This window comes from Novosphingopyxis sp. (assembly GCF_965218915.1).
Classification (GTDB): domain Bacteria; phylum Pseudomonadota; class Alphaproteobacteria; order Sphingomonadales; family Sphingomonadaceae; genus Novosphingopyxis.
This window is the reverse complement of sequence record NZ_OZ244708.1, coordinates 2,770,935-2,794,980: the sequence shown is the minus strand read 5'-3', so window position 1 is coordinate 2,794,980 and position 24,046 is coordinate 2,770,935. Positions and strand designations below refer to the sequence as shown.

The window sequence follows — 24,046 nt, the reverse complement described above, 5'->3', positions numbered from 1 at the left end:
TCCCGGCTTTCGCTGGGATGACGAACGCGTCAAAAACTTTCCTCATCGTAGACATGGGCCACATCGCCATGCCACGCGCCGTGATAACGCTCGAGCAGGCGCTCGGCGGGGGTCTTGCCGCTGGCGACGATCTCGTGGAGCGGATCGAGGAAGCCGGTTTCATTGTCGCCGCTCGAATTTAGGCGCGCGCGGGCGGTGAGGCCTTGCGCGGCGATCGCCAGTGCCTCCCTGGCCAGATCGCGCAGGGTGCCGCCGCCGGGGATCGCGGCCTTGAGGCCCTGTTCGGGCACCGCGTCGCGCAGGGTCTGGCGCTCCTCGATCGTCCAGTGCCTGACCAGGCCCCAGGCGGCGTCGAGCGCGGTCTGGTCGTAGAGCAGCCCGACCCACAGCGCCGGCAGCGCGCAGATCCGGTTCCACGGCCCGCCGTCGGCGCCGCGCATTTCGAGGAAGCTTTTGAGCCGAACCTCGGGAAAAGCGGTCGAAAGATGATCCACCCAGTCGCTGGCGGTGGGCTTTTCGCCGGGCAGGACGGATAGCCGGCCGTCCAGAAAGTCGCGGAAACTCAGGCCCGCAGCGTCGATATAGCGCCCCTCGCGGAACACGAAATACATCGGTACGTCCAGCATGTATTCGACGTAGCGGTCGTAACCAAAGCCGTCCTCGAACACGAAGGGCAACATGCCGGTGCGCTGCGGATCGGTGTCCGACCAGATATGGCTGCGATAGCTGAGATAGCCGTTGGGCCTGCCCTCGGTGAAGGGCGAATTGGCGAACAGCGCGGTGGCGAGCGGCTGCAAGGCAAGGCCAGTGCGGAATTTCTGTACCATATCGGCTTCTGAGCTATAGTCCAAGTTCACCTGAATGGTGCATGTGCGCAGCATCATGTCGAGCCCGAGGCTGCCGACGCGCGGCATATGGTCCATCATGATCTTATAGCGGCCCTTGGGCATGACCGGCAGGTCTTCGCGGCGCTTGTCCGGCCACATGCCGAGCCCGAGAAAGCCTTTGCCGGTGGCCGCGCCGACCTTTTTCACCTGGTTCAGGTGGCGTCCGGCCTCCGCGCAGGTCTCGTGCAGATTGTCGAGCGGGGCGCCGGAAAGCTCCAGTTGTCCGGCCGGTTCCAGGCTGACGGTGCCGTCATTGCCGCTCATCGCGATGACGTTGTCGGTGCCGTCGGGGCCGATTTCCTCGACCGGCTTCCAGCCATAATCCTGCAGCGCGAGCAGCAGATCGCGGATGCCGCCAGCCTCGGCGTAGCTCGGCGCGGCGTGGCTATCGCGGCAATAGACGAATTTCTCATGTTCGGTGCCGATGCGCCAGTCCGCCTTCGGCTTCTCCCCGCCAATCATGGGGGCAAGGAGATCGTCGCGGTTCTCGATGACCGGATCGTCGCTCGTCGATGTGGACCGCGTGCTCATGCGGCTTGCTGTAGGAAGCAAGGGCCGGGAAGGGAAGGGGTTGGGTAGCGATTGAAGACTTTATCGGCTCTCCTTCCAGACCGCCAGTCCCGAGCTTGTCGAAGGACGTTTTGCATCGACCCGGACTGCTGCGATCGAGAAGCGCCCTTCGACAGGCTCAGGGCTGCGGATAGTATCATTTGCCATCCCAATCCCCACGTCCCGCCATCCACAGGCTCACCGCCGCCACCGCCGCCGTATCGGCGCGCAGGATGCGTGGGCCGAGCGATACCGGCACCGCTTGTGGGAGTGCGCGGATCGCGGCGTTCTCCTCATCAGTAAAGCCGCCCTCGGGACCGATTAGCACCGCCGCCGGCCCGTCATGCGCGCGCAGCGCGCCGCGAAAGCCGCCGCCGCCGCGCTCGTCGCAGAAGAACAGCTGCCGGTCCCCCGGCCAGTCGGCAAGTAGCGCGGCAAACGGCGTCAGGTCTGCCAGTTCGGGCAAGGCGTTGCGTTCGCATTGCTCGGCGGCCTCGATCATATGCGCGCGCAGACGGCCCTCCTTTATCTTGTCGACCACCGCGCGCGCGGTGGCCACGGGCACGAAGCGCCGCACGCCCAGCTCGCTGGCCTTTTCGGCGACCCAGTCGAAGCGCTGGCGCTTGATCGGCGCGGCGCACAGCCAAAGGTCGGGGACCTCGTCGCGCGGGCGCAGCAGCCTCTCGGCGCGCACGGTGAGGCGGCGTTTGTCGGCGGCGACGACGGTCGCGGCATAATCGCCGCTGCGGTCGTCGAACAGCGTGAGCGGCGCGCCTTCGGCAAGGCGCATTACCTTGAGCAGATAATGGGCAGGCGGCCCGTCCAGCGCGATCTCCGCGCCCTCGGCGAGCGGCTCGTCGACGAACAGGCGTGGGGAGGAGCGGGGCGGCCAGGCGGGGGTTGCGGGCATCACATTTTCCTCGTCATCCCGGACTTGATCCGGGATCCAGGGCGTAAACGGTGAAGTTTGCGCTATGGGACCCTGGATGCCGGATCAAGTCCGGCATGACGGTTTTGTCGATGCGCCGCGCTCCCGTCTCGACTTCACGCTTTCAAGCAGGTTATGGAACTCCGGTGCGAAACGATCACGGCGTCTCCGTCCCCGACAGCGAGCATCGCGGGCTCACCGGCCTGCTGCCCGCGCCTGCGCGGCCCTATGCGCTGCTGGCGCGATTCGATCGCCCGATCGGCTGGTGGCTGCTGTTCTGGCCCTGCGCCTTCGGGCTGGCGCTGGCGGGGGGCGCGGCGGAGCGCTGGGATTTGCTGCTGTGGCTGCTGCTCGGCGCGATCGCGATGCGCGGGGCGGGCTGCGTCTACAACGACATCGTCGACCGCGATCTCGATCGACAGGTCGCGCGGACCGCCGCGCGTCCGCTGGCGAGCGGGGCGGTGTCGCTCAAGGCGGCGTGGATATGGCTGGGTCTGCTCTGCCTGATCGGGCTAATCGTCTGGTTTCAGTTGAACTGGACCGCGCGGCTGGTGGCGTTCGGCAGCCTCGCGCTGGTCGCGGCCTATCCCTTCATGAAGCGCATCACCTGGTGGCCGCAGGCATGGCTGGGCCTGGTCTTCTCGTGGGGCGCGCTGGTGGGATGGTCGGCGTGGACCGGCACACTCCCTTTGGGTACGATCCTGCTCTACGCCGGATGCATTTTCTGGGTGATAGGATATGATACGATCTACGCGCTGCAGGACCGCGAGGATGACGCGCTCGTAGGTATACGCTCGAGCGCTCTGCGGCTCGGCGGGCAGGTGAAAGCGGGTATCGCAGCTTGCTACGCCGCGGCGCTGGGTTTCTGGCTGATGGCGTTGGGACAGCGATTTCCTGACCCGTTCGCCTATCTGGCATTGCTGCCGGTGACGGGCCATTTCATCTGGCAAGTCTCGACGCTCCGCGCCGATAACGGAGCGAATGCACTGGCCAAATTCCGGTCGAACAGGTTCGCGGGACTGCTGATGGCCCTGGCCTGTTTCGTGGTGGGATCCGCCTGAAGCCTCAAGCGAGGGCGCTCAAGCCTTAAGGAAGCGCTTTTTCCAGAAACACGACATCGTCCTGCTCGGCAACGCGCATCATGGCGCCGCATCCGCTGGGTACGATCGGGCTGGGGGCTTTCATGTCGTCGACCAAGCCGCCCTTGAGGGCATCGGCTTCGGCGTCGGTGAAAATGTAAAAGTCGGTTTTGTCTAGTTGTTGCATGAAAGCATTATAACAGCTCTCGCCCGAAATTACAAATGCGAGCAATATTATTATTCCGCGGCGAGCAATTCCTCTGCCGCATTGAGGTCCACCGAAACCAGCCGGCTGACGCCGTGCTCCACCATGGTGACGCCGAACAGCCGGTCCATCCGGCTCATCGTGACGGCATTGTGCGTGACGATCAGATAGCGTGTCTCGGTTTCCTTGGTCATGCGTTCGAGCAGGTTGCAGAAACGCTCGATATTGGCATCGTCGAGCGGCGCATCGACTTCGTCGAGCACGCAAATCGGCGCGGGATTGGTCAGGAACAGGCCGAAAATCAACGCAATCGCGGTCAGCGCCTGCTCGCCGCCCGACAGCAGCGTCAGCGCGGCCAGCTTTTTTCCCGGTGGCTGCGCCATGATCTCCAGCCCCGCCTCGAGCGGATCGTCGCTTTCGATCAGCTCCAGATGCGCCGCGCCGCCCTCGAACAATGTGCTGAACAGCCGCCGGAAATGGCCGTTGACCGCCTCGAATGCGCTAAGCAGTCGTTGTCTTCCCTCGCGGTTGAGACTGCCGATCGAACCGCGCAGGCGGTGGATCGCCTGACCCAGCTCCTCGGCCTCGGCGCGGCTGGTAGCGATCTCCAGATCGAGTTCTTCCAATTCGTCGTCGGCGACGAGATTGACCGGCCCGATCCGCTCACGCGCGGCCTGCAATTTTTCGAGCTGCGCGGATGCCTCGGCCGCTGGCCGTTCGTCGGAAGACTCGAAGTCATGCGCCTGCGGCAGATCCTGCGGCGCGCATTGGAAGCGTTCGGACGCGATGCGCAGCATCTCCATCCGCCGCGATTCCTGATTGTCCGCGCGCGCCGCCGCTCCGGCGCGTTGCTCGCGCGCGCGCGACAGGGCCTCGTCGGCGGCGGCCAGCTCGGTTTCTACGTCGCGCAAGGCCGTGCCCGCTTCCTCGAACTGCGCCTCGTGCAGCGCCAGCGCTTCGGCGGCGGCGGCGCGTTCGCTTTCGAGCCGCCCGATGTCCTCGTCCAGAACATCGGGGCGCCCGGCGATCGTCTCCAGTTGCTGGGCCGTCGCCTTGCGGCGCTTGGCAAGCGCCAGCTGGCGCTCCTTGGCCTCGCTCCTGCGCCCTTCATGCGCGCGGATATCGGCCTGCAGCCCGGCGCGCCGCTCCCGGGTCGCGGCGAGCGCCTGATCGAGCGCGGAAAGCGCCGCCTGCCGCGTGCGGAGCAGATCGCGCATCGCATCGCCCGATTGTTCGAGCTCGGCGGCGCGGCCACGCAATTTTCCATCCTCTGGCAGTTCGGACAGGGCCGTCTCCGCCAGCACGAGCTGCTGCTCGGCCTCGACCTTGCGGTCGGCATTGGCGTCGAGCCGCGCCTGCAGATCGGTGCTGAGCCCTTCGCTGCGCTCGATCCGGCCCTCGGCCCGGTCCTTGTCGCGCCGTGCCTCGCGGCCCGCTTCCTCCGCCGCGCGGGCCTGCTCGCGTACGCCGGCGATCGCGACATCGATCGCGTCGCGCTGCGCCGAAAGAGCGCTCTCCTGCGCTTCGAGCGCAGCGATTTCGTCCGCCTCGCGCTCGATCAGTGTGCCGAGTTCGCCCAGACGGTTGCGGCGCGCCAATTGCTCGGCCAGATCGCCGGCGACGGGCACGGTCGCGGTAAAGCCATCCCAGCGGCGCAGGCGCCCGTCGCGGGTGACCAGGCGCTGGCCGGTGGCGAGCGGCTGGCCGTCATCGGCATTCACGACCCAGATTTGCGCGAGCCGCGCGGCGAGGGCGTCTGGTGCCTCGACATGATCGCCAAGCCGGTCCGCACCCTTCGGCCCGGCAACATCCCGTGCTTCCGCTCCCGCCCAATAGCGCGGCGCATCGTCGCTGAGCGCGGCGTGGAGATCGTCGCCGAGCGCGGCGGCGAGCGCGGTTTCATAGCCCGGCGCGGCGCGCACCGCGTCGACCGCGCGCTTCCCGCCGCCTTTTTGCGCGGACAGCGCCTGTTCGATTGCCTTGGCCTCGGCGCGGTACCCGGCGAGCTGCGAACGCCGTGCGGATAGCGATTGCGCCAACTCGTCGGCCCGCGCACGCGCGGCTTCGCGTTCGGCACGGGCTGTGTCCCAATTAGCATCCGCGGTCTCGGCGGCCTTTTTCTGCTGGGCGATGCGCTGCTCGGCTGCCGCCAGCTGCGATTTGAGCGCCGCGACATCGGGCAAGTCCGCCAGCGCCGCTTCGGCGCGCGCGCGGTCCGCGGCGATCTCGTCCAGCCGCCGCTGCGTCGCCGTCTTTGCCGCCTCGGCCACCTGCCGATCGGCGTCGATCCGCGCCAATTCGGCGCGCGCCTTGGCGAGCGCCAGTTCGTTCTCGCGCGCCGCCCGATCGGCCATATCGAGCTCGCGCTCCGCCGCCGGGCGCGCGCCTTCGAACGTCACCAGTTCGCCGCCGACGACCTCAATCGTCTCGCGCAGCCCGTCGAGCCGCTCGATCGCCTCGCGGCCCCTCCGGTCCTCCTCGGTCAGGTCTTCCTCGATCTGTTCGGTCTGTCGCCGCAGGTCAGCCAGCCGCGCGCCGAGCTGCGCGCGCTCGGCCTTGAGCGAAGCCAGCCGTGCATCGATTCTGGCCGTCTCATCGCGCGCATGGCTGTGCTGTTCGCGGGCCGCTTCGAGCGCCTTGGACGCGCCGTGCCGTGCGATCTGCAAGGTTTCGCGGCGCCGGCCAGCCTCTTTCGCTGTGGCTTCGGCGGCGTCCGCCTCTGCGCGCGCGGCGTCGGCGGCGCGGCGTGCATCGCGCCAGCGGACATGGATCAACCGCGCTTCGGCCTGCAAAATGTCCGCCGACAGCGCCTTGTAGCGCTGCGCCGACTTGGCCTGCCGTCGCAGTGCGGTGGCGCGTGCGTCCATGTCGGACAGCATCACATCGACCCGCTGCAGATTGGTTTCCGCGCCGCGCAATTTCTGTTCGGCATCCTTGCGCCGCGCGTGCAGCCCGGCGATGCCCGCCGCTTCCTCCAGCATCATGCGGCGTTCGGCCGGCTTGGCCGCGATGACGGCGGCGATGCGGCCTTGGCTGACCAGCGCCGGGCTGTGCGCGCCGGTCGCCGCGTCGGCGAACAGCAGTGCGACATCCTTGGCCCGCACGTCACGGCCATTGGCGCGGTAAGCCGAACCCGCACCGCGCTCGATCCGGCGCACGATCTCGATTTCGCCTTCATCAATTCCGACGGGTCCGGCGGTGCCTTCCTCGGCCTCGGCGAGCAGCGAAACCTCGGCGAACTGGCGCGGCGGCCGGGTGGCGGTGCCGGCGAAGATCACGTCTTCCATGCCGCCGCCGCGCATCGATTTGGGCGAGTTCTCGCCCATCACCCAGCGGATCGCCTCGAGCAGGTTCGATTTGCCGCAGCCATTGGGGCCGACCACGCCGGTCAGCCCCGGCTCGATGCGCAGTTCGGCGGGCTCGACGAAGCTCTTGAATCCGGCCAGGCGCAGCTTTTTCAGGCGCATGAGGCCGCGCCCGACGATATCGAAACCGCGCTTGTAACCCCCCGGTGCAAAGGCCGCTCCTTCTTAGCGGGCGCCCGCGGCCATCAGCGCTTCGCTGACGCCTTGATAGCTGTTGGTGTCGATCTTGTTGCCGTTGAGGATGAAGGTGGGCGTGCCGCCGACCTGGAACTCGGTGGTCGCCCGCTCGCCATTGGCGGCGAATGCCTTGATCCGCGCGGGATCGGTCAGACAGGCACGCGCCTGCGGTTCGGACAGGCCGCGCGCCTTGACGAAATCGAGATAGCCGAGCTTTTCGGCGAGGATCGTGGCGACCTTGTCCGGCTGGTCCTGCACCGCAGCGAGCTGTTCCTGCGGAAGGCTGCCGGTCTTGTCGAGGAAATCGGACTGGTTGGCCATCATCTGGTCGAGCATCGGGAAAAACGCTGCGGGCTCGACGCAGGTGCCGAGCAGACTGGGCGCCAGATCGAGCGCGCCATGAACTGGATATTCGCGGAATTCATAGCTGACCTTGCCGGTCGAAATGAAATTCTTCTTGAGCGGCGCCATCCCCTCGACATCGAACTTCGCGCAGGTCGGGCAGGTGCGCGAGCCATATTCGATGAGCTTGATCGGCGCATCGGGGTTGCCCATGAGATGGCCGCCATCGGCGGTCTTCGCGACCGTCTCGGTCCAGTCTCCGCCCGACGGCGGCTTGACCGCCGCCACCGGATCGCCCGTGGCCGAAGCGCCGTCCGTGGCATCGCCGCCGGAGCAGGAAACCAGTGCCAGCGAAAGCGCGGCCAGTGCGAAAGTCGGTTTGATCATCCTGTAGTCCTTCTTAATAAATTCACTGCCACGGCTCGGAGCACTCCGCCGCGTGGAGGCGGCGTGCGTTCGTCGGGGTTTCGGTCGGCATTCAGGCTTTCGGCAATAGCGGCTTGAGCGCCGCCCATCCATAGACGTCTTCGAGCAGCTTGCCGTTCAGCATGAAGGACGGCGTGCCCTTGACGCCCAGCTTCTGTCCGCCCTCGCTCATATCGGCGATGAGCTTTCGGGCTTTCTCGTCGGCGAGACAGGCGTCGAGCTGCGCGGGCGTGAAGCCGCGCGACTGCATCAGGCGGTAGAGCCCGGTGTCCTTCGCGATCTTGCCCAGGCGTTCGGTATAGCTGCCTTCGAACCAGCTTTTGCGCGTTTCGGGTGTCGCGGTCTTGGCCGCCGACAGCCAGACATTCTGATTGCGCATGATCAGATGATGATTGTCGAAAAACTGCGCGGGCGTGCCGCAGCGCGCGAGTATGGCGGCGGTTAGGTCGATCGGATCGCGGATCAGGTTGCGCAGCTCGAAACTGGCGATGCCCTTGCGCACATAATCCGCCTTCAATTCGCCCGCCGCCTCGGTCTCGAACACGGCGCAATGCGGGCAGGTATAGCTGGCATATTCGACGATCTTGGTGCGCGCCGTGGCGCTGCCTAGCAGATGTCCCCCGGCAGGGGTGATCGAGACTTTGGCGGCCCGCTGCGCGGTGGGCGCGGGCGCGGCGGCGGTCAGCAAAGGAACGGCGCCGATAAGCGCGGTCGCGGCGATCAGGGTACGCAATGTCATGTCACATCCTTGTCGGCCATCTGCCGCGCCAGCGATTCGAGCACGGCGGCAAGTTCGGGATCGGCGATATCGCGCAAACCTTCACCGAGTTCCATCGGCACGGGTCTGAGCGAGGGCGGCCCGGCATCCCGCTTGAGCCGCGCCTCCTTGGGCGGTTCTATGATGCCGTGGATGAACTTCAGCTTGTCGACCGCGGCATAACCGAAAAAGCGGTTTACCCGTTCGACGATCTCCGGCGCGACATGCTGCATCAAGGTGGCGTGCGCGCCCGACACGGTAAGCTCCAGCGTGCCGCCGGAGCGCTTGCCCGAAGGGAAGCGGATCGCCTGCGGGGCGGATACCTCGGCATAGCGCTCGCCCACGATTTCGGGCCAGCGGGTGACCACCGAGCTTTGCACGAAGCCGAAGCGGCGAAAGGCGGCGCGGCCGATCTCGGGCATCAGGTCGCTGATCGCCTTGGCCTCTCCGCCGCGCGGACGCGCATAGGGGCGCGGGCCCTTGGCCCTGGGCTTAACATGCGGTTTGGCGGACTTTTTCGTGCCCGGATTGTCTGTGGTCGGTTCAACCATAGCGCCCCCCATGCCATAGAAGCGCGATGCCAGTCGATATCAAAGACCGCCACGCCGTCGCCGAGCGGCTGCTCGCATATTATGATCGCCATCGCCGCAGCTTGCCTTGGCGCGCGCCGTCCGGGCAGACACCCGACCCCTATGCCGTGTGGCTGTCCGAAATCATGTTGCAGCAGACCACGGTGGCGGCGGTGACGCCCCGCTTCGCGCGCTTCCTTCTGCGCTGGCCGAGGCTGGCCGATCTGGCCGCGGCGGACGAGGCCGATGTCATGGCCGAATGGGCAGGGCTCGGTTATTATTCGCGGGCGCGCAATCTGGTCGCCTGCGCGCGGGTGGTGACCGAACAGCATGGCGGGCGGCTGCCGGACAACGAGGCGGCGCTGCGCAAGCTGCCGGGGATCGGCGACTATACCGCCGCCGCCATCGCCGCGATCGCATTCGGACGGCGCGCGGTGGTGATCGACGCCAATATCGAGCGGGTGGCGGCGCGGCTGTTCGCGATATCCGAGCCGCTGCCGGGAGCGAAAAAGGCGATCCGCGCGGCGACCGATGCGATCACGCCGGACGCGCGGGCCGGGGATTTCGCGCAAGGCCTCATGGATCTCGGGTCCGCCATCTGCACCCCGCGCGATCCGCAATGCCTGATTTGCCCGCTCGGTGCGTCCTGCGAAGCGCGCGCCTCGGGCAAGCCGGAGGCATTCCCTGTAAAGGCGCCGAAAAAGGCCAGGCCCGAGCGGCACGGCACCGCCTACTGGATCGAGCGGGACGGGGCGGTGGCGCTGGTCAAGCGTCCGCCGCGCGGGATGCTCGGCGGGATGCGCGGGTTTCCGGACGATGGTTGGCACGCGGGCGCGAATGGCGATGGCGCGCCGCCGATCGAAGCCGCATGGCGCATCGAGCACGCCGCGGTCCGGCACGGCTTCACGCATTTTTCGGTGACGCTCGATTTGGCGCTTTGCATCGACGCCCCAGCCGATATGGTTGGCGGGCAATATTGGCCGGTCGCGCGGCTGGACGAGGCGGGCCTACCGACCTTGTTCGCCAAGGCGGCGCAGCGATTTATGGAGATGAGGCGACATGCGACATGAGCGTTTGAGCAAGCTGAACCGGCGCGGATTTCTGGGGCTGGCCGGCATGGGCGGCTTATGCGCGCTCGCCCCGTCGCCGCTCTGGGCGATGGCGCGGGAAAGCGGCGACTGGCCCACCGTTACCGCGAAAATCCGGTCCTATGTCGAAACCCGTAAGCTGGCGAGCGCGATCGCCGCGCTGGGCTGGGGCACGGATGAGCCCGAATATATCACCGCCGGCAACCTCTCGCTCGAATCGGATGTGGCGGTCGATCGCGACACGCTGTGGCGGCAATATTCGATGACCAAGCCGATCACCGGCATGGCCGCGATGATGCTGATCGGCGATGGCAGGATGACGCTCGACCAGCCGGTTGCCGATTTCATTCCCGAATTCGCCGAGATGCGCGTGCTCACCGATCCGGGCAGCAGCCTCGATTCGGTGCCCGCGAAGCACCCGATCACGATCCGCAACCTGCTCACCCACACCGCGGGGCTCGGCTATTCGATCATCACCAAAGGCCCGCTGCTGCAGGAATATCTCGATCAGGGCATCCTACCCGGCGTGGTCAGCCGCGAGCCGATTCCCGGTTTCGAGGGCGGCGCCGAGGTGCCTCCGCTCGACGAGTTCGCGCGCCGCGTCGCCGCGCTGCCGCTGATCGCAGAGCCCGGCACCCAATGGAGCTATTCGATCGCGCTCGACGTGATGGGCCGGGTGATCGAGGTCGCCAGCGGCATGAGCTTCGGCGATTTCCTGCAGACGCGCTTGTTCGATCCGCTGGGCATGACCAGCAGCTTCTTTCAGGTGCCGGACAGCGAAAAGGGCCGTCTCGCCACCAATTATGCGGTGATCGGGGGGCTGCTGATCCCGATCGATCCGGGCGATACCAGCATTTTCCTCGACAAGCCCGCCTTTCCGTTCGGCGGCGCGGGGCTGGTCAGCTCGGCGCGCGATTATGACCGCTTCCTCGCCATGCTGATCGGCAATGGCACATTGGACGGCGAGCAGGTGATGCGGTCGGAGACGGTCGATCTGGGCACGTCCAATCTGTTGCCCGAAGGCGTGGACCTGACAGGCACCTGGGTCGCGGGGCAGGGCTTCGGCGCGGGCGGCCGGGTAGGGCTCGGACCGCGCGCGGGCACCTACGGCTGGGCGGGCGCGGCCGGGACCATCGCCGCGGTCGACCGCAAGCGCGGGCTGCGGGCGGCGGGCTACGCGCAATATATGCCGTCCGAGGTCTACCCTTTTCAGAGCGATTTCATCGGTTGGGTCTATGCCGATGCGCTGGCACAGGCTGGGGAAAAGGTGGCCGCCTGATGGTCGCCGATCCCGGCTTTTGCGCGCCCGGGCTGGATCGGGCCGATCTGCTGCGCAGCGATCCGGATGGCCTGCGCGCGGCAATGATGCGCCCGTCCGCGCGGCTGCTGCGGATGACCGGGCTCGATCCCGACATCGCCGAGGACGGCGGACTCGCCTGGGGCAGCCTGGCCGAGGCGGACCCCGAAGCCGAGCTGCTGCTGCTCGGTCTGGACGGTGCCGCGCCGCGCTTCGTGGCGGTCGGCCATGCGCCGGGGCCGGGGCAGCCGATCCCGCTGCTGTGGCAGGCGCTGGCTGCCCTGCCGGAGCGCGATGCAGCGATCTATGCCGCCGCGCGCAGCCTGGTCGATTGGCACGCACGCCACCGATTCTGCGCCCGCTGCGGCAGCGAAACCGCGTCCGAAAAGGCCGGATGGGCGCGGTGCTGCCCGAACTGCCATGCCGAGCATTTCCCGCGCACCGACCCGGTCGTGATCATGCTCGCCGAGCATGGTGGCCGTGTGCTGCTCGGCCGTCAGCCGCAATATCCGCCGCGCCGCCTGTCCGCGCTGGCCGGTTTCGTCGAGCCGGGCGAGACGTTCGAAGGCGCGGTGGCGCGCGAGCTGCACGAGGAGGCGGGCATTAGGGTGTCCAACATCCGTTACATCAAGAGCCAGCCCTGGCCGTTCCCGTCCTCGCTGATGATCGGCTGCTTCGCCGACGCCGAGGACGACGCGCTGACCATCGATACTACCGAACTGGAGGAAGCAATCTGGGTCGATGAGGCGGGCGTGCGCGCGGCAATGGCGGGCGAGCCGGACGCCCCGTTCATCGCCCCACCGAGGCTGGCGATTGCGCATCATCTGCTGGCGATATGGCTCGAACTGCAGGACTGAGCCCGGACCGTGCGCGCATTTCAACCAAATCGAAAGCATTGTTTCCGCATAACGCGTCATGACCCGCTTGCGGGTACCGGGTGCCAGCGACTCGCTGGCGTCCGAACGGTTTCGATCAAAGGACGCGCCAAGCATGGCCCATATCATCATTGCCGACGACGACGAGATCGTCACCGACATCGTCAGCGAGGCGTTCCGCTCCTATGGCCATTCGATCGGCGTGGTTGGCAATGGCGAGGACGCGCTGGGCGCGATCAGCGCCAAATCGCCGGACCTCGTCATCCTCGACTGCAACATGCCCAAGATGGGCGGCCTCAACGCGCTCCACGCGATCCGCACCCACCCCAAATTCTACCGCGTCCCGATCATGATGCTGACCGGCAACACCAGCAGCAAGGATCAGGAAATCGCGCTCTACACCGGCGCCGACGCGTATATCACCAAGCCGTTCGACCCCGATTTCCTGGTGTTCGAGGCCGAGGACATCATCGCCAAACACCGCCAGGCCGCCTGAGCCCTCGGTCGCGGCGCGTAATATTGTTGTGCAAAGGCTCCAAAAGTGGCCGCTACGTCATTGCAAAAACGCGACATGAAATTTCCTATATCGCAGGGCGCATCGTCTTCCCGACCAGCGCATGAAATTTCCAACATTGGGGGATACACCTCCGACAATGGATAGCGAAGACCGCTTTTACGCCACCCTGTTCCTTGGTCTCGAACGGCCATTATCTGGTGCAGCCGCGATCTTGCCGGGCGGCGAGGGGCTTTCGGCGCGCTGCTGCTCACATTCTTCGCGGGCGGCATCGCAAGGCTGATTTCCCGGGCAATCGTTGGACCGCCGAGCGATCTGTTCCCGTTCCTGGGTTCGCTCGAACTGATCCTGCCACCAACTTTCTGTTGCTGGAGCGAGCGGCTTCACGAGCGTTCGAACTTATAGCAACCGGCGGCCGAAAGCGATCCATTTGCCGGCATCGGAACGCCAATATTTCCTTAGCCGAAGCGCCATTCCCAAAAACTTTGGCACCGCGGATATTCTCACTTTCCAGCGGTCAAATCCAAAAACTCTCTTTCATATGTAACATTTTTCTGACATATGAATATTATGAATCGGATAGCCGATCCCGATGATGATTTGCTCAAGAGCTGCGCGGCGCTTGCCAATCCGCTTCGGTTGCGCATTCTCGCCGCGCTTACTCAGCGTGGCCGCCAATATGTCAGCGAGCTTGCGAGGCAGATCGGGATCAGCCGCCCACTGCTTTATCTTCATCTGCAAAAACTCGAAGCTGCCGGATTCGTGCGCAGCGAGTTGGCCTTGTCGGAGGATGGCAAGGCGTTGAACTGGTTCGAGCTATGCGACTTCGAAATGACTTTATCACCCGAGGCCATCGTGGCCGCCGCTGCGAAAATTACAGAAGAATCACCGACCACGGAGTAAGTAATATGAGCCCCGAAATATACCTTCTGACCATCTCTTTACCCTTGCTGACGGCGATAATCGTCTTTGCCATGAAATATGCCTCATCATTCGCCGCAGCGCGCGCCCGGCTGGTGGAGGGCGGTACGATGAAGGCGCTCGCCGAAGACAGCGCGGCACACCAGGCTCGAACCGCCAATTCGCTCGAAGCAATCGAACAGGAATTGTCGCGGCTGTCGCGTTCGCTCTCGGCCGTCGAAAGGATGCTCGAAGATGTCGGTTGAAGTCATCTATCGAAGGAAGCAATCATGGATGAGATAAGGAAACACGCCAGAGTTGCCGGCCTGCTTTATCTGGCCGTTGCCATTATCGCTCCATTCAGCCTCTCCTATGTGCCCAGCCAGCTTGATGGATCGCCGGGAAATATAGTGGAAAAGATACAAACGCATGAAACTCTGCTGCGTCTAAGCCTGATCAGCGAGATGATCTATCAGGTAATCGAAGTGTTCATCACACTTGCCCTGTTCAACCTGTTTCGTAAGACTAACCCCCGCCTTGCCATGCAAATGCTTGTGTTGGGCCTGTTGCCTATACCTATGGTATATTTGAACCAGCTGACCGAATGGGGAGCGATAACCCTCGCAGTGCAAAATGGATCGCTCTCAACAATGCCGCCAAGCGCCAAAGCCGAAATTATAGGCTTTCTTCATCACCTTTACGGTCAGGGGCTTGTTCTCGCCGGAGTTTTTTGGGGCCTCTGGCTGATACCCTTGGGGCGGCTGATCATATTAAGCGGTTTTCTGCCAAAGTTTCTTGGAATGTCCGTCATTATCGGAGGGCTCGGATATCTGGTCCATGTCGTTGCGACGCTGGCTCTACCCTCTTTGTTTTCTCCGGCGGTTATCCAATCGCTCAATCAGATAGCCAGTATAATGATGATTGGCGAGGTTCCGGTTATTTTCGGGTTGCTATGGATCGCGTTCAAAACATCTCCCTCGGAATCGACAGATGGTAAAATACCCAAGGAGGGCGAATGAAATGCACATGAAGGAAACTCAAATGGTAACCCCAAGGCCAATCGAAGTCTCCGTGTTTCGCCTGTCGATTTTGCGCGCTTATTATGTTCTGATGGCAGTCGGAACGATGGCGATATTCTGGCCCGATCTGATTTCGCATACGAACGATTGGGGGATAGACACAGGCGCGCAATACAGTCTGCTGGGCGCGCTTACTCCGTTTGCGCTACTCGGGCTGCGATACCCGTTAAAGATGCTTCCCATAATTCTCTATGAGTTTGCTTGGAAGGCACTGTGGTTCATCTTTGTGGTTGCCCCTCTGTGGAGCAATGATGCGATGACCGAAGGCGTATGGGCCAATGTGTTTGCCTGTGGAATCGCCATAGTCTTGACCCCGATCGTTCTGCCGTGGCGCTATTTCTGGCAGGTCTATGTGGCTGCACCGACGGATCGCTGGCGATAGCGGTTATCAAAGAGGTGCTTATCGATTATCTGCCAGTCTGCCTCCACCAAACTCACCCCCTTCAGATCAGCCCCAGTTTCGTCAGATCGCCGATCATCCGCGCCGGCATCGCGGTCATGGCGTCCTCGTCGCCGTCGAGATCGGCGGGAGCGTCCTGTTCCTCCAGATAACGCCAGCCCTGATGGGCGCGCTTGGCGCGGCTGCGCACGGGGACGAGTTTGGGCGACAGCAGGATGCGCGTGCGGCCGTCGGGCGCGGCTTCGAAGCCGAGAATTTCGGTGCGCGCCATGATGCGGTGCGCGATGATCCAGTAGAGCGAGCCGCCGATCATTTCTTCGTAACGCTTGGGGCGATAGCGCGTGGTGTGGGACAGGCCGTTCTCCGCCTCATGCCGCGCGCGCAGGCGCTGCTGCAGCTCGGCGAAGCTTTCGATGCGATAGGCGATCTTGGTCATGTTGAGCGGCATGGGCTGGATGTGGTCGCGCGGCGGAAGATGGCAATGGCTGTTCTCCCCTCCCGCTTGCGGGAGGGGCTGGGGGTGGGCGCGAGCGAAGCGAGCTTCGACACTATCCGCGAATCGCTTCGCGAGCGATTGCTGGTGCAATCGCACCCACCCCCTAACCCCTCCCGCAAGCGGGAGGGGGATTGCTTGCATCTCACCCCACCAGCCCGCTCGCCACGGCCAGGCCCAGGAAGATCAGAAAGCCCATGGAATCGGTTATCATGGTGACGAACACGCTGCTCGCCACCGCCGGATCCTGATTGAGCCGGTCGAGCAGTACCGGCACCAGCACCCCGGCCAGCCCGGCGATGATCACGTTGAACAGCATGGCGCAGGCGATCACGCCGCCCAGCATCGGATTGGAGAAGACCAGCGCGGTGCCAAGGCCGATCAGGATTGCGATGGTCGCGCCGTTGAGCACCGCCACGCGCAGCTCGCGTCCGACGATCCGCGCGGTGTTCGATCGGGTGAGCTGGTTCATGGCCAGCGCGCGCACCGCCACGGCCATGGTCTGGGTGCCCGCATTGCCGCCGATCGAGGCGACGATCGGCATCAATATGGCCAGCGCCACCATCGCCTCGATCGCCGCGCCGAACGCGGCGATGATCGAGGAGGCGACGAGCGCGGTGCCGAGATTGGCGACCAGCCAGCGCACGCGCGCGCTATAGGTCTCGCGCAGCGGCTCGTTGATGTCGCCTTCGCCCGCGCCCGACAACAGCAATATGTCCTCGCCCGCCTCTTCGGAAACGATGTGGACGATATCGTCCGCCGTGATCACGCCGATCAGGCGCCCCGCATCGTCGACCACGGCGGCGGAGATCAGCGCATATTTCTGGAAGCGCTGGGCGACCTCTTCCTGGTCCATGCCGACCGGGATCAGCGTCTGGTCGCGCTTCATCACGTCGCTCAGTGGAATGTCGCGCGGGGTACGCAGGATCCAGCTGAGATGGCAGGTGCCGATCGGCCGGTGCTGCGGATCGACGACGAAGATTTCCCAGAATTCGGTGCTGAGATCGCCGCCGTCGCGCAGATAATCGATCAGCTGGCCTACGCTCATATGCTCGGGCACCGCGACCAGATCGCGCTGCATGATGCGCCCGGCGCTTTCCTCGGGGAAGGACAGCGCGCTCTCGATCGCGGCGCGGTCCTCGGGATCGAGCTCGTCGAGCACGGCACGCTGGTCGGCGTCGTCCATCTCCTCGATGATCGCGACGGCATCGTCGGTCTCCAGCTGTCCGGCCAGCCCGGCGACGCGCGCGGCGGGCAGCGCGTCGATGATGTCGTCGCGGACATAGTCGTTGACCTCGGCCAGCACCTCGGCGCTGACCAGATCGCCGATCGCCAGCGCCAGCGCGGCGCGCTCGTCGGCGGGCACGATCTCGAACAGATCGGCGATATCGGCATTGTGGAGCTGCTGGACGAGGGCGTAGGTTTCGTCGCGTTCGCCGGTCTCCAGCGACTCCAGCACGCTGGAGACGAAGCCCGGCATCAGCAGATTGTCGTCGTCATGTGTCTCGACATTCTGGCCTTCGGGCAGGGCTTCAGCGATATCGGCCATGACATTCCCCTTTCCGGTCCAGCGCCGCGTGTGTCGCGCACAGCCTAAGCACGCGCGAATGCTGCAACGCAATGGCGCCGATGCGGAATGGGTGGCGGCGCCAAGCGCTAATCCCTAGATCGGTTTTTAAACCAACCAACAGGAAAGCAACCGATATGGCAGACCAAACCCTCACCCTCGAACTGGACGACGGCCCGGTGGTGATCAAATTGCGCCCCGATCTGGCGCCCAAACATGTCGGGCGGATCACCGAACTGGCCAAGGAAGGCTTCTACGACGGCGTGGTGTTCCACCGCGTGATCCCGGGCTTCATGGCGCAGGGCGGCGATCCCACCGGCACCGGCACCAGCGGATCGGACAAGCCGGACCTGCCGGCCGAATTCAGCAAGGCATCGCATCAGCGCGGCACATGCTCGATGGCCCGCACCCAGGACCCGGACAGCGCCAACAGCCAGTTCTTCGTCTGCTTCGACGACGCCAGCTTCCTCGACGGGCAATATACCGTCTGGGGCGAGGTGGAGAGCGGCATGGAGCATGTCGACGCGCTGCCCAAGGGCGAGCCGCCGCGCGAGCCGGGCAAGATCAAGCGCGCGACGGTGGGCTAAAGGCTTAGACGGATTTGAATGATCGAAAGGGGCTGGAAACTTTGTTTTGCAGCCCTTTTTTACGTTTGGCGGCTTTCGGTGAACGCGCCTGAAACAACATGACGATCGCTCTGGCCGCCGGCACAACGGACCGTTAGACGAACGGCTTTGGGGGAAACTCGATGACCGCAGAACTGGCCATTGCCACCGATGGCTTGAGCAAGCGTTTCGGCGCGACGCAAGCACTCCGCGATCTTTCGCTCGCGGTGCCGGAACGGTGCGTTTACGGATTTCTCGGCCCAAATGGCGCGGGCAAGACCACCACGATGCGGCTGCTCCTCGGGTTGCTGAGGCCTAGCGGGGGCCGCGTCAGGCTGTTCGGTGCCGACGTCGCCCGCGACCGGGTTGCCGCGCTACGCGGCGTGGGTGCCGTGATCGAAACGCCCGCCCTGTACGAGCATTTGAGCGGCCGTGACAATCTGGCGTTGACCGCGCGACTGCTGAAGCTCGGCTCGAGCGAGATCGACCGCGTTCTGGAAATCGTGGATATGGCGAAGGCGGCCGGGCGCAAGGTCCGCGGCTATTCGCTGGGGATGAAACAGCGGCTTGCGCTGGGGCGCGCCCTGCTCGGAGAGCCGCGACTGCTGTTGCTGGACGAGCCGACCAACGGGCTCGATCCGGAGGGCATTGTGGTCATGCGCGCGCTCATCCGCGACCTGCCCGAACGACTGGGTTGCACGGTATTCCTGTCGAGCCATCTGCTCGCCGAAGTCGACCAGATCGCCGCGATCGTCGGGGTGATGAAGGAGGGGCGTCTGCTGCTTCAGGGAAGCAAGCGGGATTTGCTCGGGGACAGCAACATCGTGCGCATCGGTCTGGACGATACCGAGGCGGGCCGGGCGGTGCTGGTGAACGCCGGCGCGGCGATCGTGGATCAGGAGCCAGGGCAATTGTCGGTGCGTGCGATCGCGGCGCGAACGCCGCGCGAATCAGCGTCGCGCTTCAACGCGCTGCTCGTCGGAGCCGGGATTGCCGTTCATCGGCTTCAACTTGAAAGCCGGTCGCTCGAGCAACTCTACCACGACACCGCTGCCGGGGAGGGCGACCGATGATCGCGCGCCTCGTCGCTGGTGAAATCCGCAAATTGCGCGGCTCGCTCGCGCTGGTGCTCATGTTCGTAGCGCCGGGCCTGCTCGGCCTGCTCGGTTTCATCGTTCCGTTCAATATGGATCGGCCCCTGCAATGGGGCGAGGTGCTGGGATTGATGACGTTGCCGCTCTGGGTTTCCTTCGTCATGCCCATGGCTGTCGCCGCGCTGGCCGCGCTGTTCGGACAGATCGAGTATCGCGGACGCGCTTGGGATCATTTGCTGGCCCTGCCGGTGGCGAGATGGAAAATCTATGCCGCCAAGGCGGTGGTGATGGCGGCGATGGCGACGCTCATGACCGCGTTCGCCTTTCTGTTCGCCGCGGCAGGCGCCTTCATCGCAGGGACGATTGTCGGGCTGGTGCCGGAGGGCGATTTCGAAGTCGGCAAACTCATGCTGATCGTGCTGAAAATAGCCGCCAGCGCGTTGTTCCCCGTGGCGATCCTCACCTGGACAGCGTTGCGTTTCGCCGCATTCGTGGTGCCGTTGGCCGTCGGCATCGGCGGGGCGCTGGTGAGCGTGGCGATGCTGATCATGCAGACCGACAGGGCCGATTGGTTTCCCTGGGTCCTGCCTACGCTGCTTGGACGCTACCCCAATGAGGACTGGTATGTCTGGTACGGCCTGGCTGGCGGCCTAGCAGTTTTCGCGCTCATGATCGTCGATCTCGTCCGGCGCGAGATGCGCTGAACCTTGCGGTTCAAATGTCCGCTTCTACCAGCCAATCGTGAAATACGCGCACGGCGCGCCGTTCGAGCGCGCGGGGGCGGCAGACGAACCAGTAGCTGTAGGGGCTCTTCACCTCGATATCGAACAGCCGCGTCAACCGCTCGTCGCGGGCGTCGGAGAAATGGCTGCCATGCATGATGGCGACGCCCAGGCCTTGCGCCGCGGCCTCCAGTATCAGCGGGCCGGAATCCATCTGGTCGACCGAGGCGGGCCGCAGATCGGGCAGCCCGACTTCGGCGCGCCATGCCTCGAACGTGCCGGGCATCTCGCTGTGGACGAACACCGTTTGCCCGGACAGGTCGCTCGGTTCCTTCAACCCTTCGCTCTCGACGAAGTCGCGCGCGGCGATGGCGTAGATGGTGTTGGTGTCGAGCCGGCGGCTGTAAAGCTTGTCGTCGACCGCCGCCGCGATGATGATCGCCGCGTCGACCGCGTCGCCGAGCAGGTTCTCGGCATGGGCGGAAGTGACCACGTCGATATGCAGTCTGGGATAGAGCCGCCTGAGTTCGCCCAGATTGGGGATCAGCCGCTGCGATCCGAACAGCGGCAACACGCCCAGCTTGAGCCGGAAATCGGCATCGCGGTCGGTCACCGCCTCGACCGCGTCGGCAATCGCGTCCAAGGCGGGCGAGACCGCCTCGAGCAGCCGGTGCGCCTCGGCATTGGGCGCCATCGCCTGCGCCTTGCGGTCGAACAGCGGCTTGCCGATGAAATCCTCCAGCGCCTTGATCCGGCGGCTGAGCGCGGGCGCGGAGATCGCCAGTTCGCCGGCCGCGGCCTTGGCGCTGCCGAGCTTGACGGTACGCACGAACGCCTCGAGGGCACGTAGGGGGGGCAGGCGTCGCATCACTCTCCCAAGCGCATGAACATATTGCGCTGCAACAACAATATTACAACAAAAAGTCCAGCTTTTCTGCGATCTATTTAATCGCAATTGCATATTTTGCAAGCTGAAAAATTCTTTTCGCACTTGCACAATAATATGATGACAGGCATATCGATCCTGCCTTTCAGGCATCCTCTCCTAAGACTTTACAAGGGCCGGTGTTCGCACCGGCCTTTTTTTTTGGCAATTATGTGCTTTGCAAACCCAGTCGGATGGAAATTCAGAAAGTGCATAGCTCCACCTTGCTTTGTACGTCACGCCAGCGAAAGGGCACCCAACAAAGTACTACTTTGTTGGGACCCGGAAAGGGCACACAACAAAGTAGTCTTTGTTGGGACCCGGAAAGGGCACCCAACAAAGTACTACTTTGTTGGGACCCGGAAAGCCGGCATGTCAGGCCTCATGGCGATCCCGCCCGAGACCCCGGCTTTCGCTGGGGTGACGAACAAATGAAACGGGTTTGCAAGGTACATAATCGCCATTTTTTGGATATTCGCACATGGCGCCCTTCTCCCGCCTGGGCGGGAGAAGGATACGGAGCCCCGGATTTAATCCGGGGCGCAGTTGGAAGAGGGTGGGCGGAGCGCCAGCGCCATCGACCGGCGAACATCTTACCGAGCAAAAGCGCTTTACGTCACGCCGATAATATGTTAACCAAATAGGCTATGGGACGTGAAAAGAAACATCCAAGCTTTGCCATGGTTCGCCGCCAAGATCACGGCTTATTGCGAATGGATTTTTATAAACCCGGGTTTGCGGACAAGTTTGACAACTTAAGCGGCTCCGCCGCTCGCAACTTCCGCGCCCGCTTCCCATTGTAGCTGCAACCGATAATCCACGAGAGGGAGCCAGATGGCCGACGAGGAAACGCAGGACCCCCGGCAGGCGGGCCGCAAATTGCAGGTCGCCAACGCGAAAAAGGAAGACAGCGGCCGGGGCCTGGCACGCTTGTCGCGGCAGGTCATGGCCTCGCTCGGGCTGGTCCAGGGCGATATCGTCGCGATCGAGGGCAAGCGCACCACGCCGGCGCGTGCGATCGAGCCCTATCCCGACGACGAGGGGCTGGAGATCATCCGCATCGACGGCCTGCTGCGCGTCAACGCCGGAGTCGGCGCGGGCGAGCATGTCACCGTCAAAAAGGCCGAATCGAAGCCCGCCACCCGGGTCGTCCTGGCGCCGGCGCAGCGCGATTTGCGTCTCCAGGGCAGTTCGCAGGCATTGAAGCGGACCTTTATCGGTAGGCCGATGGTGGAGGGCGATGTCGTCGCCACCGCCGGGCAGCGCCGTGTCGAGCCGAGCGAAATGCCCCCGCAATTGCGCCAGATGATGAACGCGCCGGCCTTTTCGCTCACGGAAATCCGCCTCAAGGTGGTGTCCACCACTCCCAAGGGCCTCGTTCATGTCGACGAGCAGACCGAGATCGAGCTGCGCAGCGAATATACCGAACCCAAGGAAGGGCGCCGCGCCGACGTCACCTATGACGATCTGGGCGGCATGACCGCGACGATCGACCAACTGCGCGAGATGGTCGAGCTACCGCTGCGCTATCCCGAGCTGTTCACGCGCCTCGGCGTCGATCCGCCACGCGGCGTGCTGCTCCACGGCCCGCCCGGCACCGGCAAGACCCGGCTGGCGCGCGCCGTCGCCAACGAATCGGACGCCAATTTCTTCCTGATCAACGGACCCGAAATCATGGGCTCGGCTTACGGCGAATCGGAGCAGAAGCTGCGCACGATCTTCGAGCAGGCGACCGCAGCCGCGCCATCGATCCTGTTCATCGACGAGATCGATTCGATCGCGCCCAAGCGCGACCGCGTGCAGGGCGAGGCCGAGAAGCGCCTGGTCGCGCAGCTTCTGACCTTGATGGACGGGCTGGAGCCGCGCACCAATCTGGTGATCATCGCCGCCACCAACCGTCCGGAAGCGGTCGACGAGGCGCTGCGCCGGCCGGGACGCTTCGACCGCGAGATCGTGGTCGGCGTGCCCGATGAAGCCGGCCGGCGGGAGATCATGGCGATCCACACGCGCGGCATGCCGCTGGGCGCGAAAGTCGATCTCGACGAGCTGGCCCGCACCACCTACGGCTTCGTTGGCGCCGATCTCGCCGCGCTGGCGCGCGAGGCGGCGATCGAAGCGGTGCGGCGGATCATGCCCGAAATCGACCTGGAAGAGGGCACGATTCCACCGGACGTGCTCGCGTCGCTCGAGGTCACGCGCGAGGATTTTCTCGAGGCGCTGAAGCGGGTGCAGCCATCGGCGATGCGCGAGGTGATGGTGCAGGTGCCGCAGGTGCGCTGGGAAGATGTCGGCGGGCTCGACGAGGCGCAGCGGCAATTGCGCGAGGGGATCGAGCTGCCGCTGCGCAATCCGGACGCGTTCCGCCGGCTCGGCATCCGTCCGGCCAAGGGGTTCCTGCTGTATGGGCCGCCCGGAACCGGCAAGACGCTGCTCGCCAAGGCGGCGGCGCGCGAAAGCCAGGCGAACTTCATCGCCACCAAATCGTCGGACCTGCTTTCGAAATGGTATGGCGAGAGCGAGCAGCAGATCGCCAAGCTGTTCGCCCGCGCAAGGCAGGTGGCGCCGACGGTGATCTTTATCGACGAAATCGATTCGCTGGTGCCCGCGCGCGGCGGCAATGGCGGCGAGCCGCAGGTGACCGAGCGCGTGGTCAACACCATCCTCAGCGAAATGGACGGGCTGGAGGAACTGCAATCGGTGGTGGTGATCGGCGCGACCAACCGCCCGACTTTGGTCGATCCGGCGCTGCTGAGGCCCGGCCGGTTCGACGAACTGGTCTATGTTTCGGTGCCCGACAAGGACGGCCGGCGGCGCATCCTCGCCATCCATACCGCGAAGATGCCGCTGGGTTCGGATGTCGATCTGGACGAGATTGCCGGGCGGACCGAGCGCTTTACCGGCGCGGATCTCGAGGATCTGGTGCGCCGCGCCGGCCTGTTCGCGCTGCGTGAAGGCGGCAACGATGTGAGCGAGGTGTCGATGAGCCAGTTCAGCCAGGCGCTCAACGCCAGCCGCGCCTCGGTGACCGAGGAGATGGAGGAGGAATATCGCACCATCGAGTCCAAGCTGAAGCAGAACGCGATGCGCGCGCAGTCGATCGGGTTCGTGACGCCGGGCATGCTGGAAGCCAGGGGGGAGAAGGAGTAGAAACATCGTCATTGCGAGGCCGCAGGCCGAAGCAATCCAGGGCAATCGCAGCGCTG

24 protein-coding genes are annotated in these 24,046 nt (G+C 64.6%); 14 read left to right on the top strand and 10 right to left on the bottom strand.

All coding sequences use genetic code 11. The features are described from left to right. Positions 1-29 precede the first annotated feature (29 nt). Together ACOQPC_RS13190 and ACOQPC_RS13185 are read right to left on the bottom strand one after the other, a co-directional pair. Positions 30-1,418 carry a glutamate--cysteine ligase gene (locus ACOQPC_RS13190; protein WP_420606181.1) on the bottom strand — a complete coding sequence of 463 codons (1,389 nt, stop codon included), beginning with the start codon at positions 1,416-1,418 and terminating at the stop codon, positions 30-32. Between the two features lie 175 nt (positions 1,419-1,593). Further along, positions 1,594-2,346, bottom strand: coding sequence for a 16S rRNA (uracil(1498)-N(3))-methyltransferase (locus tag ACOQPC_RS13185; protein WP_420606180.1), 753 nt, complete (start codon positions 2,344-2,346; stop codon positions 1,594-1,596). Positions 2,347-2,510: 164 nt separating this feature from the next. Here ACOQPC_RS13185 and ubiA point away from each other — a divergent pair, with 164 nt between their 5' ends. Continuing rightward, on the top strand, positions 2,511-3,425 hold the full coding sequence (ubiA, locus tag ACOQPC_RS13180) for a 4-hydroxybenzoate octaprenyltransferase (RefSeq protein WP_420606179.1): 915 nt from the start codon (positions 2,511-2,513) through the stop codon (positions 3,423-3,425). Positions 3,426-3,450: 25 nt separating this feature from the next. Here ubiA and ACOQPC_RS13175 read toward each other — a convergent pair whose 3' ends face one another. From ACOQPC_RS13175 to ACOQPC_RS13155, 5 genes are all read right to left on the bottom strand, one after another. Beyond that, a complete protein-coding gene (locus ACOQPC_RS13175; RefSeq protein ID WP_420606178.1) occupies positions 3,451-3,630 on the bottom strand; it encodes a hypothetical protein in 180 nt (59 codons plus the stop codon). 50 nt (positions 3,631-3,680) lie between these two features. Then, entirely contained in the window at positions 3,681-7,115 is a 3,435-nt protein-coding gene (gene smc / locus ACOQPC_RS13170) for a chromosome segregation protein SMC (protein WP_420606177.1), read from the bottom strand. A gap of 63 nt (positions 7,116-7,178) precedes the next feature. After that, the gene (locus ACOQPC_RS13165; RefSeq protein ID WP_420606176.1) at positions 7,179-7,919 is read right to left on the bottom strand and encodes a thioredoxin domain-containing protein; all 741 of its coding nucleotides are present in this window, start codon (positions 7,917-7,919) and stop codon (positions 7,179-7,181) included. A gap of 91 nt (positions 7,920-8,010) precedes the next feature. Then, a complete protein-coding gene (locus tag ACOQPC_RS13160; RefSeq protein WP_420606175.1) occupies positions 8,011-8,697 on the bottom strand; it encodes a DsbA family protein in 687 nt (228 codons plus the stop codon). After that, positions 8,694-9,266: a DUF721 domain-containing protein gene (locus ACOQPC_RS13155; protein WP_420606174.1), complete on the bottom strand. Its 573-nt coding sequence runs from the start codon at positions 9,264-9,266 to the stop codon at positions 8,694-8,696. The genes ACOQPC_RS13160 and ACOQPC_RS13155 overlap by 4 nt, the downstream gene beginning before the upstream one ends. A 26-nt stretch (positions 9,267-9,292) precedes the next feature. Here ACOQPC_RS13155 and ACOQPC_RS13150 point away from each other — a divergent pair, with 26 nt between their 5' ends. From ACOQPC_RS13150 to ACOQPC_RS13110, 9 genes are all read left to right on the top strand, one after another. Continuing rightward, on the top strand, positions 9,293-10,354 hold the full coding sequence (locus ACOQPC_RS13150; protein WP_420606173.1) for an A/G-specific adenine glycosylase: 1,062 nt from the start codon (positions 9,293-9,295) through the stop codon (positions 10,352-10,354). After that, positions 10,344-11,651, top strand: coding sequence for a serine hydrolase domain-containing protein (locus ACOQPC_RS13145; protein ID WP_420606172.1), 1,308 nt, complete (start codon positions 10,344-10,346; stop codon positions 11,649-11,651). Before ACOQPC_RS13150 ends, ACOQPC_RS13145 begins: the two co-directional genes overlap by 11 nt. Next, on the top strand, positions 11,651-12,526 hold the full coding sequence (gene nudC, locus ACOQPC_RS13140) for an NAD(+) diphosphatase (protein ID WP_420606171.1): 876 nt from the start codon (positions 11,651-11,653) through the stop codon (positions 12,524-12,526). Before ACOQPC_RS13145 ends, nudC begins: the two co-directional genes overlap by 1 nt. A gap of 133 nt (positions 12,527-12,659) precedes the next feature. Continuing rightward, positions 12,660-13,040, top strand: a complete 381-nt coding sequence (locus ACOQPC_RS13135) for a response regulator (RefSeq protein ID WP_420606170.1) — start codon at positions 12,660-12,662, stop codon at positions 13,038-13,040. Positions 13,041-13,250: 210 nt separating this feature from the next. Beyond that, on the top strand, positions 13,251-13,463 hold the full coding sequence (locus tag ACOQPC_RS13130; RefSeq protein ID WP_420608145.1) for a DUF4345 domain-containing protein: 213 nt from the start codon (positions 13,251-13,253) through the stop codon (positions 13,461-13,463). 195 nt (positions 13,464-13,658) lie between these two features. Continuing rightward, complete coding sequence (locus tag ACOQPC_RS13125) at positions 13,659-13,961, top strand: ArsR/SmtB family transcription factor (RefSeq protein ID WP_420606169.1); 303 nt, start codon at positions 13,659-13,661, stop codon at positions 13,959-13,961. A gap of 5 nt (positions 13,962-13,966) precedes the next feature. Continuing rightward, entirely contained in the window at positions 13,967-14,224 is a 258-nt protein-coding gene (locus ACOQPC_RS13120; protein ID WP_420606168.1) for a hypothetical protein, read from the top strand. Positions 14,225-14,248: 24 nt separating this feature from the next. Beyond that, a complete protein-coding gene (locus ACOQPC_RS13115) occupies positions 14,249-14,977 on the top strand; it encodes a DUF4386 domain-containing protein (RefSeq protein WP_420606167.1) in 729 nt (242 codons plus the stop codon). A gap of 1 nt (position 14,978) precedes the next feature. Beyond that, the gene (locus ACOQPC_RS13110) at positions 14,979-15,419 is read left to right on the top strand and encodes a hypothetical protein (RefSeq protein WP_420606166.1); all 441 of its coding nucleotides are present in this window, start codon (positions 14,979-14,981) and stop codon (positions 15,417-15,419) included. Positions 15,420-15,480: 61 nt separating this feature from the next. Here the strand turns inward: ACOQPC_RS13110 and ACOQPC_RS13105 are convergent, their stop codons facing one another. Next, positions 15,481-15,885, bottom strand: a complete 405-nt coding sequence (locus tag ACOQPC_RS13105) for a DUF1489 family protein (protein WP_420606165.1) — start codon at positions 15,883-15,885, stop codon at positions 15,481-15,483. 190 nt (positions 15,886-16,075) lie between these two features. Next, positions 16,076-17,479, bottom strand: coding sequence for a magnesium transporter (gene mgtE, locus ACOQPC_RS13100; protein ID WP_420606164.1), 1,404 nt, complete (start codon positions 17,477-17,479; stop codon positions 16,076-16,078). 155 nt (positions 17,480-17,634) lie between these two features. Here mgtE and ACOQPC_RS13095 point away from each other — a divergent pair, with 155 nt between their 5' ends. From ACOQPC_RS13095 to ACOQPC_RS13085, 3 genes are all read left to right on the top strand, one after another. Then, positions 17,635-18,084 carry a peptidylprolyl isomerase gene (locus ACOQPC_RS13095; protein WP_420606163.1) on the top strand — a complete coding sequence of 150 codons (450 nt, stop codon included), beginning with the start codon at positions 17,635-17,637 and terminating at the stop codon, positions 18,082-18,084. Positions 18,085-18,245: 161 nt separating this feature from the next. Next, positions 18,246-19,175 (top strand): ABC transporter ATP-binding protein, encoded by a 930-nt coding sequence (locus ACOQPC_RS13090; RefSeq protein WP_420606162.1) that lies wholly within the window; start codon positions 18,246-18,248, stop codon positions 19,173-19,175. Next, on the top strand, positions 19,172-19,900 hold the full coding sequence (locus tag ACOQPC_RS13085; RefSeq protein WP_420606161.1) for an ABC transporter permease: 729 nt from the start codon (positions 19,172-19,174) through the stop codon (positions 19,898-19,900). Before ACOQPC_RS13090 ends, ACOQPC_RS13085 begins: the two co-directional genes overlap by 4 nt. A 10-nt stretch (positions 19,901-19,910) precedes the next feature. On the opposite strand, the gene ACOQPC_RS13080 is transcribed toward ACOQPC_RS13085, so the two are convergent. Next, positions 19,911-20,786 carry a LysR substrate-binding domain-containing protein gene (locus tag ACOQPC_RS13080; RefSeq protein ID WP_420606160.1) on the bottom strand — a complete coding sequence of 292 codons (876 nt, stop codon included), beginning with the start codon at positions 20,784-20,786 and terminating at the stop codon, positions 19,911-19,913. Between the two features lie 891 nt (positions 20,787-21,677). Here ACOQPC_RS13080 and ACOQPC_RS13075 point away from each other — a divergent pair. Continuing rightward, a complete protein-coding gene (locus ACOQPC_RS13075) occupies positions 21,678-23,990 on the top strand; it encodes a CDC48 family AAA ATPase (protein ID WP_420606159.1) in 2,313 nt (770 codons plus the stop codon). Positions 23,991-24,046 lie beyond the last annotated feature (56 nt).

What these genes read in the sequence shown, in the direction of transcription:
- nudC (WP_420606171.1), top strand. Translation starts at nt 11,651, where the DNA reads ATGGTCGCCGATCCCGGCTTTTGCGCGCCCGGGCTGGATCGGGCCGAT.
- ACOQPC_RS13105 (WP_420606165.1), bottom strand. Translation starts at nt 15,885, where the DNA reads ATGCCGCTCAACATGACCAAGATCGCCTATCGCATCGAAAGCTTCGCC.
- ACOQPC_RS13085 (WP_420606161.1), top strand. Translation starts at nt 19,172, where the DNA reads ATGATCGCGCGCCTCGTCGCTGGTGAAATCCGCAAATTGCGCGGCTCG.
- ACOQPC_RS13080 (WP_420606160.1), bottom strand. Translation starts at nt 20,786, where the DNA reads ATGCGACGCCTGCCCCCCCTACGTGCCCTCGAGGCGTTCGTGCGTACC.
- ACOQPC_RS13135 (WP_420606170.1), top strand. Translation starts at nt 12,660, where the DNA reads ATGGCCCATATCATCATTGCCGACGACGACGAGATCGTCACCGACATC.
- ACOQPC_RS13120 (WP_420606168.1), top strand. Translation starts at nt 13,967, where the DNA reads ATGAGCCCCGAAATATACCTTCTGACCATCTCTTTACCCTTGCTGACG.
- ACOQPC_RS13145 (WP_420606172.1), top strand. Translation starts at nt 10,344, where the DNA reads ATGCGACATGAGCGTTTGAGCAAGCTGAACCGGCGCGGATTTCTGGGG.
- smc (WP_420606177.1), bottom strand. Translation starts at nt 7,115, where the DNA reads ATGCGCCTGAAAAAGCTGCGCCTGGCCGGATTCAAGAGCTTCGTCGAG.
- ACOQPC_RS13095 (WP_420606163.1), top strand. Translation starts at nt 17,635, where the DNA reads ATGGCAGACCAAACCCTCACCCTCGAACTGGACGACGGCCCGGTGGTG.
- ACOQPC_RS13155 (WP_420606174.1), bottom strand. Translation starts at nt 9,266, where the DNA reads ATGGTTGAACCGACCACAGACAATCCGGGCACGAAAAAGTCCGCCAAA.
- ACOQPC_RS13165 (WP_420606176.1), bottom strand. Translation starts at nt 7,919, where the DNA reads ATGATCAAACCGACTTTCGCACTGGCCGCGCTTTCGCTGGCACTGGTT.
- ACOQPC_RS13110 (WP_420606166.1), top strand. Translation starts at nt 14,979, where the DNA reads ATGCACATGAAGGAAACTCAAATGGTAACCCCAAGGCCAATCGAAGTC.
- ACOQPC_RS13075 (WP_420606159.1), top strand. Translation starts at nt 21,678, where the DNA reads ATGGCCGACGAGGAAACGCAGGACCCCCGGCAGGCGGGCCGCAAATTG.
- ACOQPC_RS13160 (WP_420606175.1), bottom strand. Translation starts at nt 8,697, where the DNA reads ATGACATTGCGTACCCTGATCGCCGCGACCGCGCTTATCGGCGCCGTT.
- ACOQPC_RS13090 (WP_420606162.1), top strand. Translation starts at nt 18,246, where the DNA reads ATGACCGCAGAACTGGCCATTGCCACCGATGGCTTGAGCAAGCGTTTC.
- ACOQPC_RS13185 (WP_420606180.1), bottom strand. Translation starts at nt 2,346, where the DNA reads ATGCCCGCAACCCCCGCCTGGCCGCCCCGCTCCTCCCCACGCCTGTTC.
- ACOQPC_RS13115 (WP_420606167.1), top strand. Translation starts at nt 14,249, where the DNA reads ATGGATGAGATAAGGAAACACGCCAGAGTTGCCGGCCTGCTTTATCTG.
- mgtE (WP_420606164.1), bottom strand. Translation starts at nt 17,479, where the DNA reads ATGGCCGATATCGCTGAAGCCCTGCCCGAAGGCCAGAATGTCGAGACA.
- ACOQPC_RS13190 (WP_420606181.1), bottom strand. Translation starts at nt 1,418, where the DNA reads ATGAGCACGCGGTCCACATCGACGAGCGACGATCCGGTCATCGAGAAC.
- ACOQPC_RS13150 (WP_420606173.1), top strand. Translation starts at nt 9,293, where the DNA reads ATGCCAGTCGATATCAAAGACCGCCACGCCGTCGCCGAGCGGCTGCTC.
- ACOQPC_RS13175 (WP_420606178.1), bottom strand. Translation starts at nt 3,630, where the DNA reads ATGCAACAACTAGACAAAACCGACTTTTACATTTTCACCGACGCCGAA.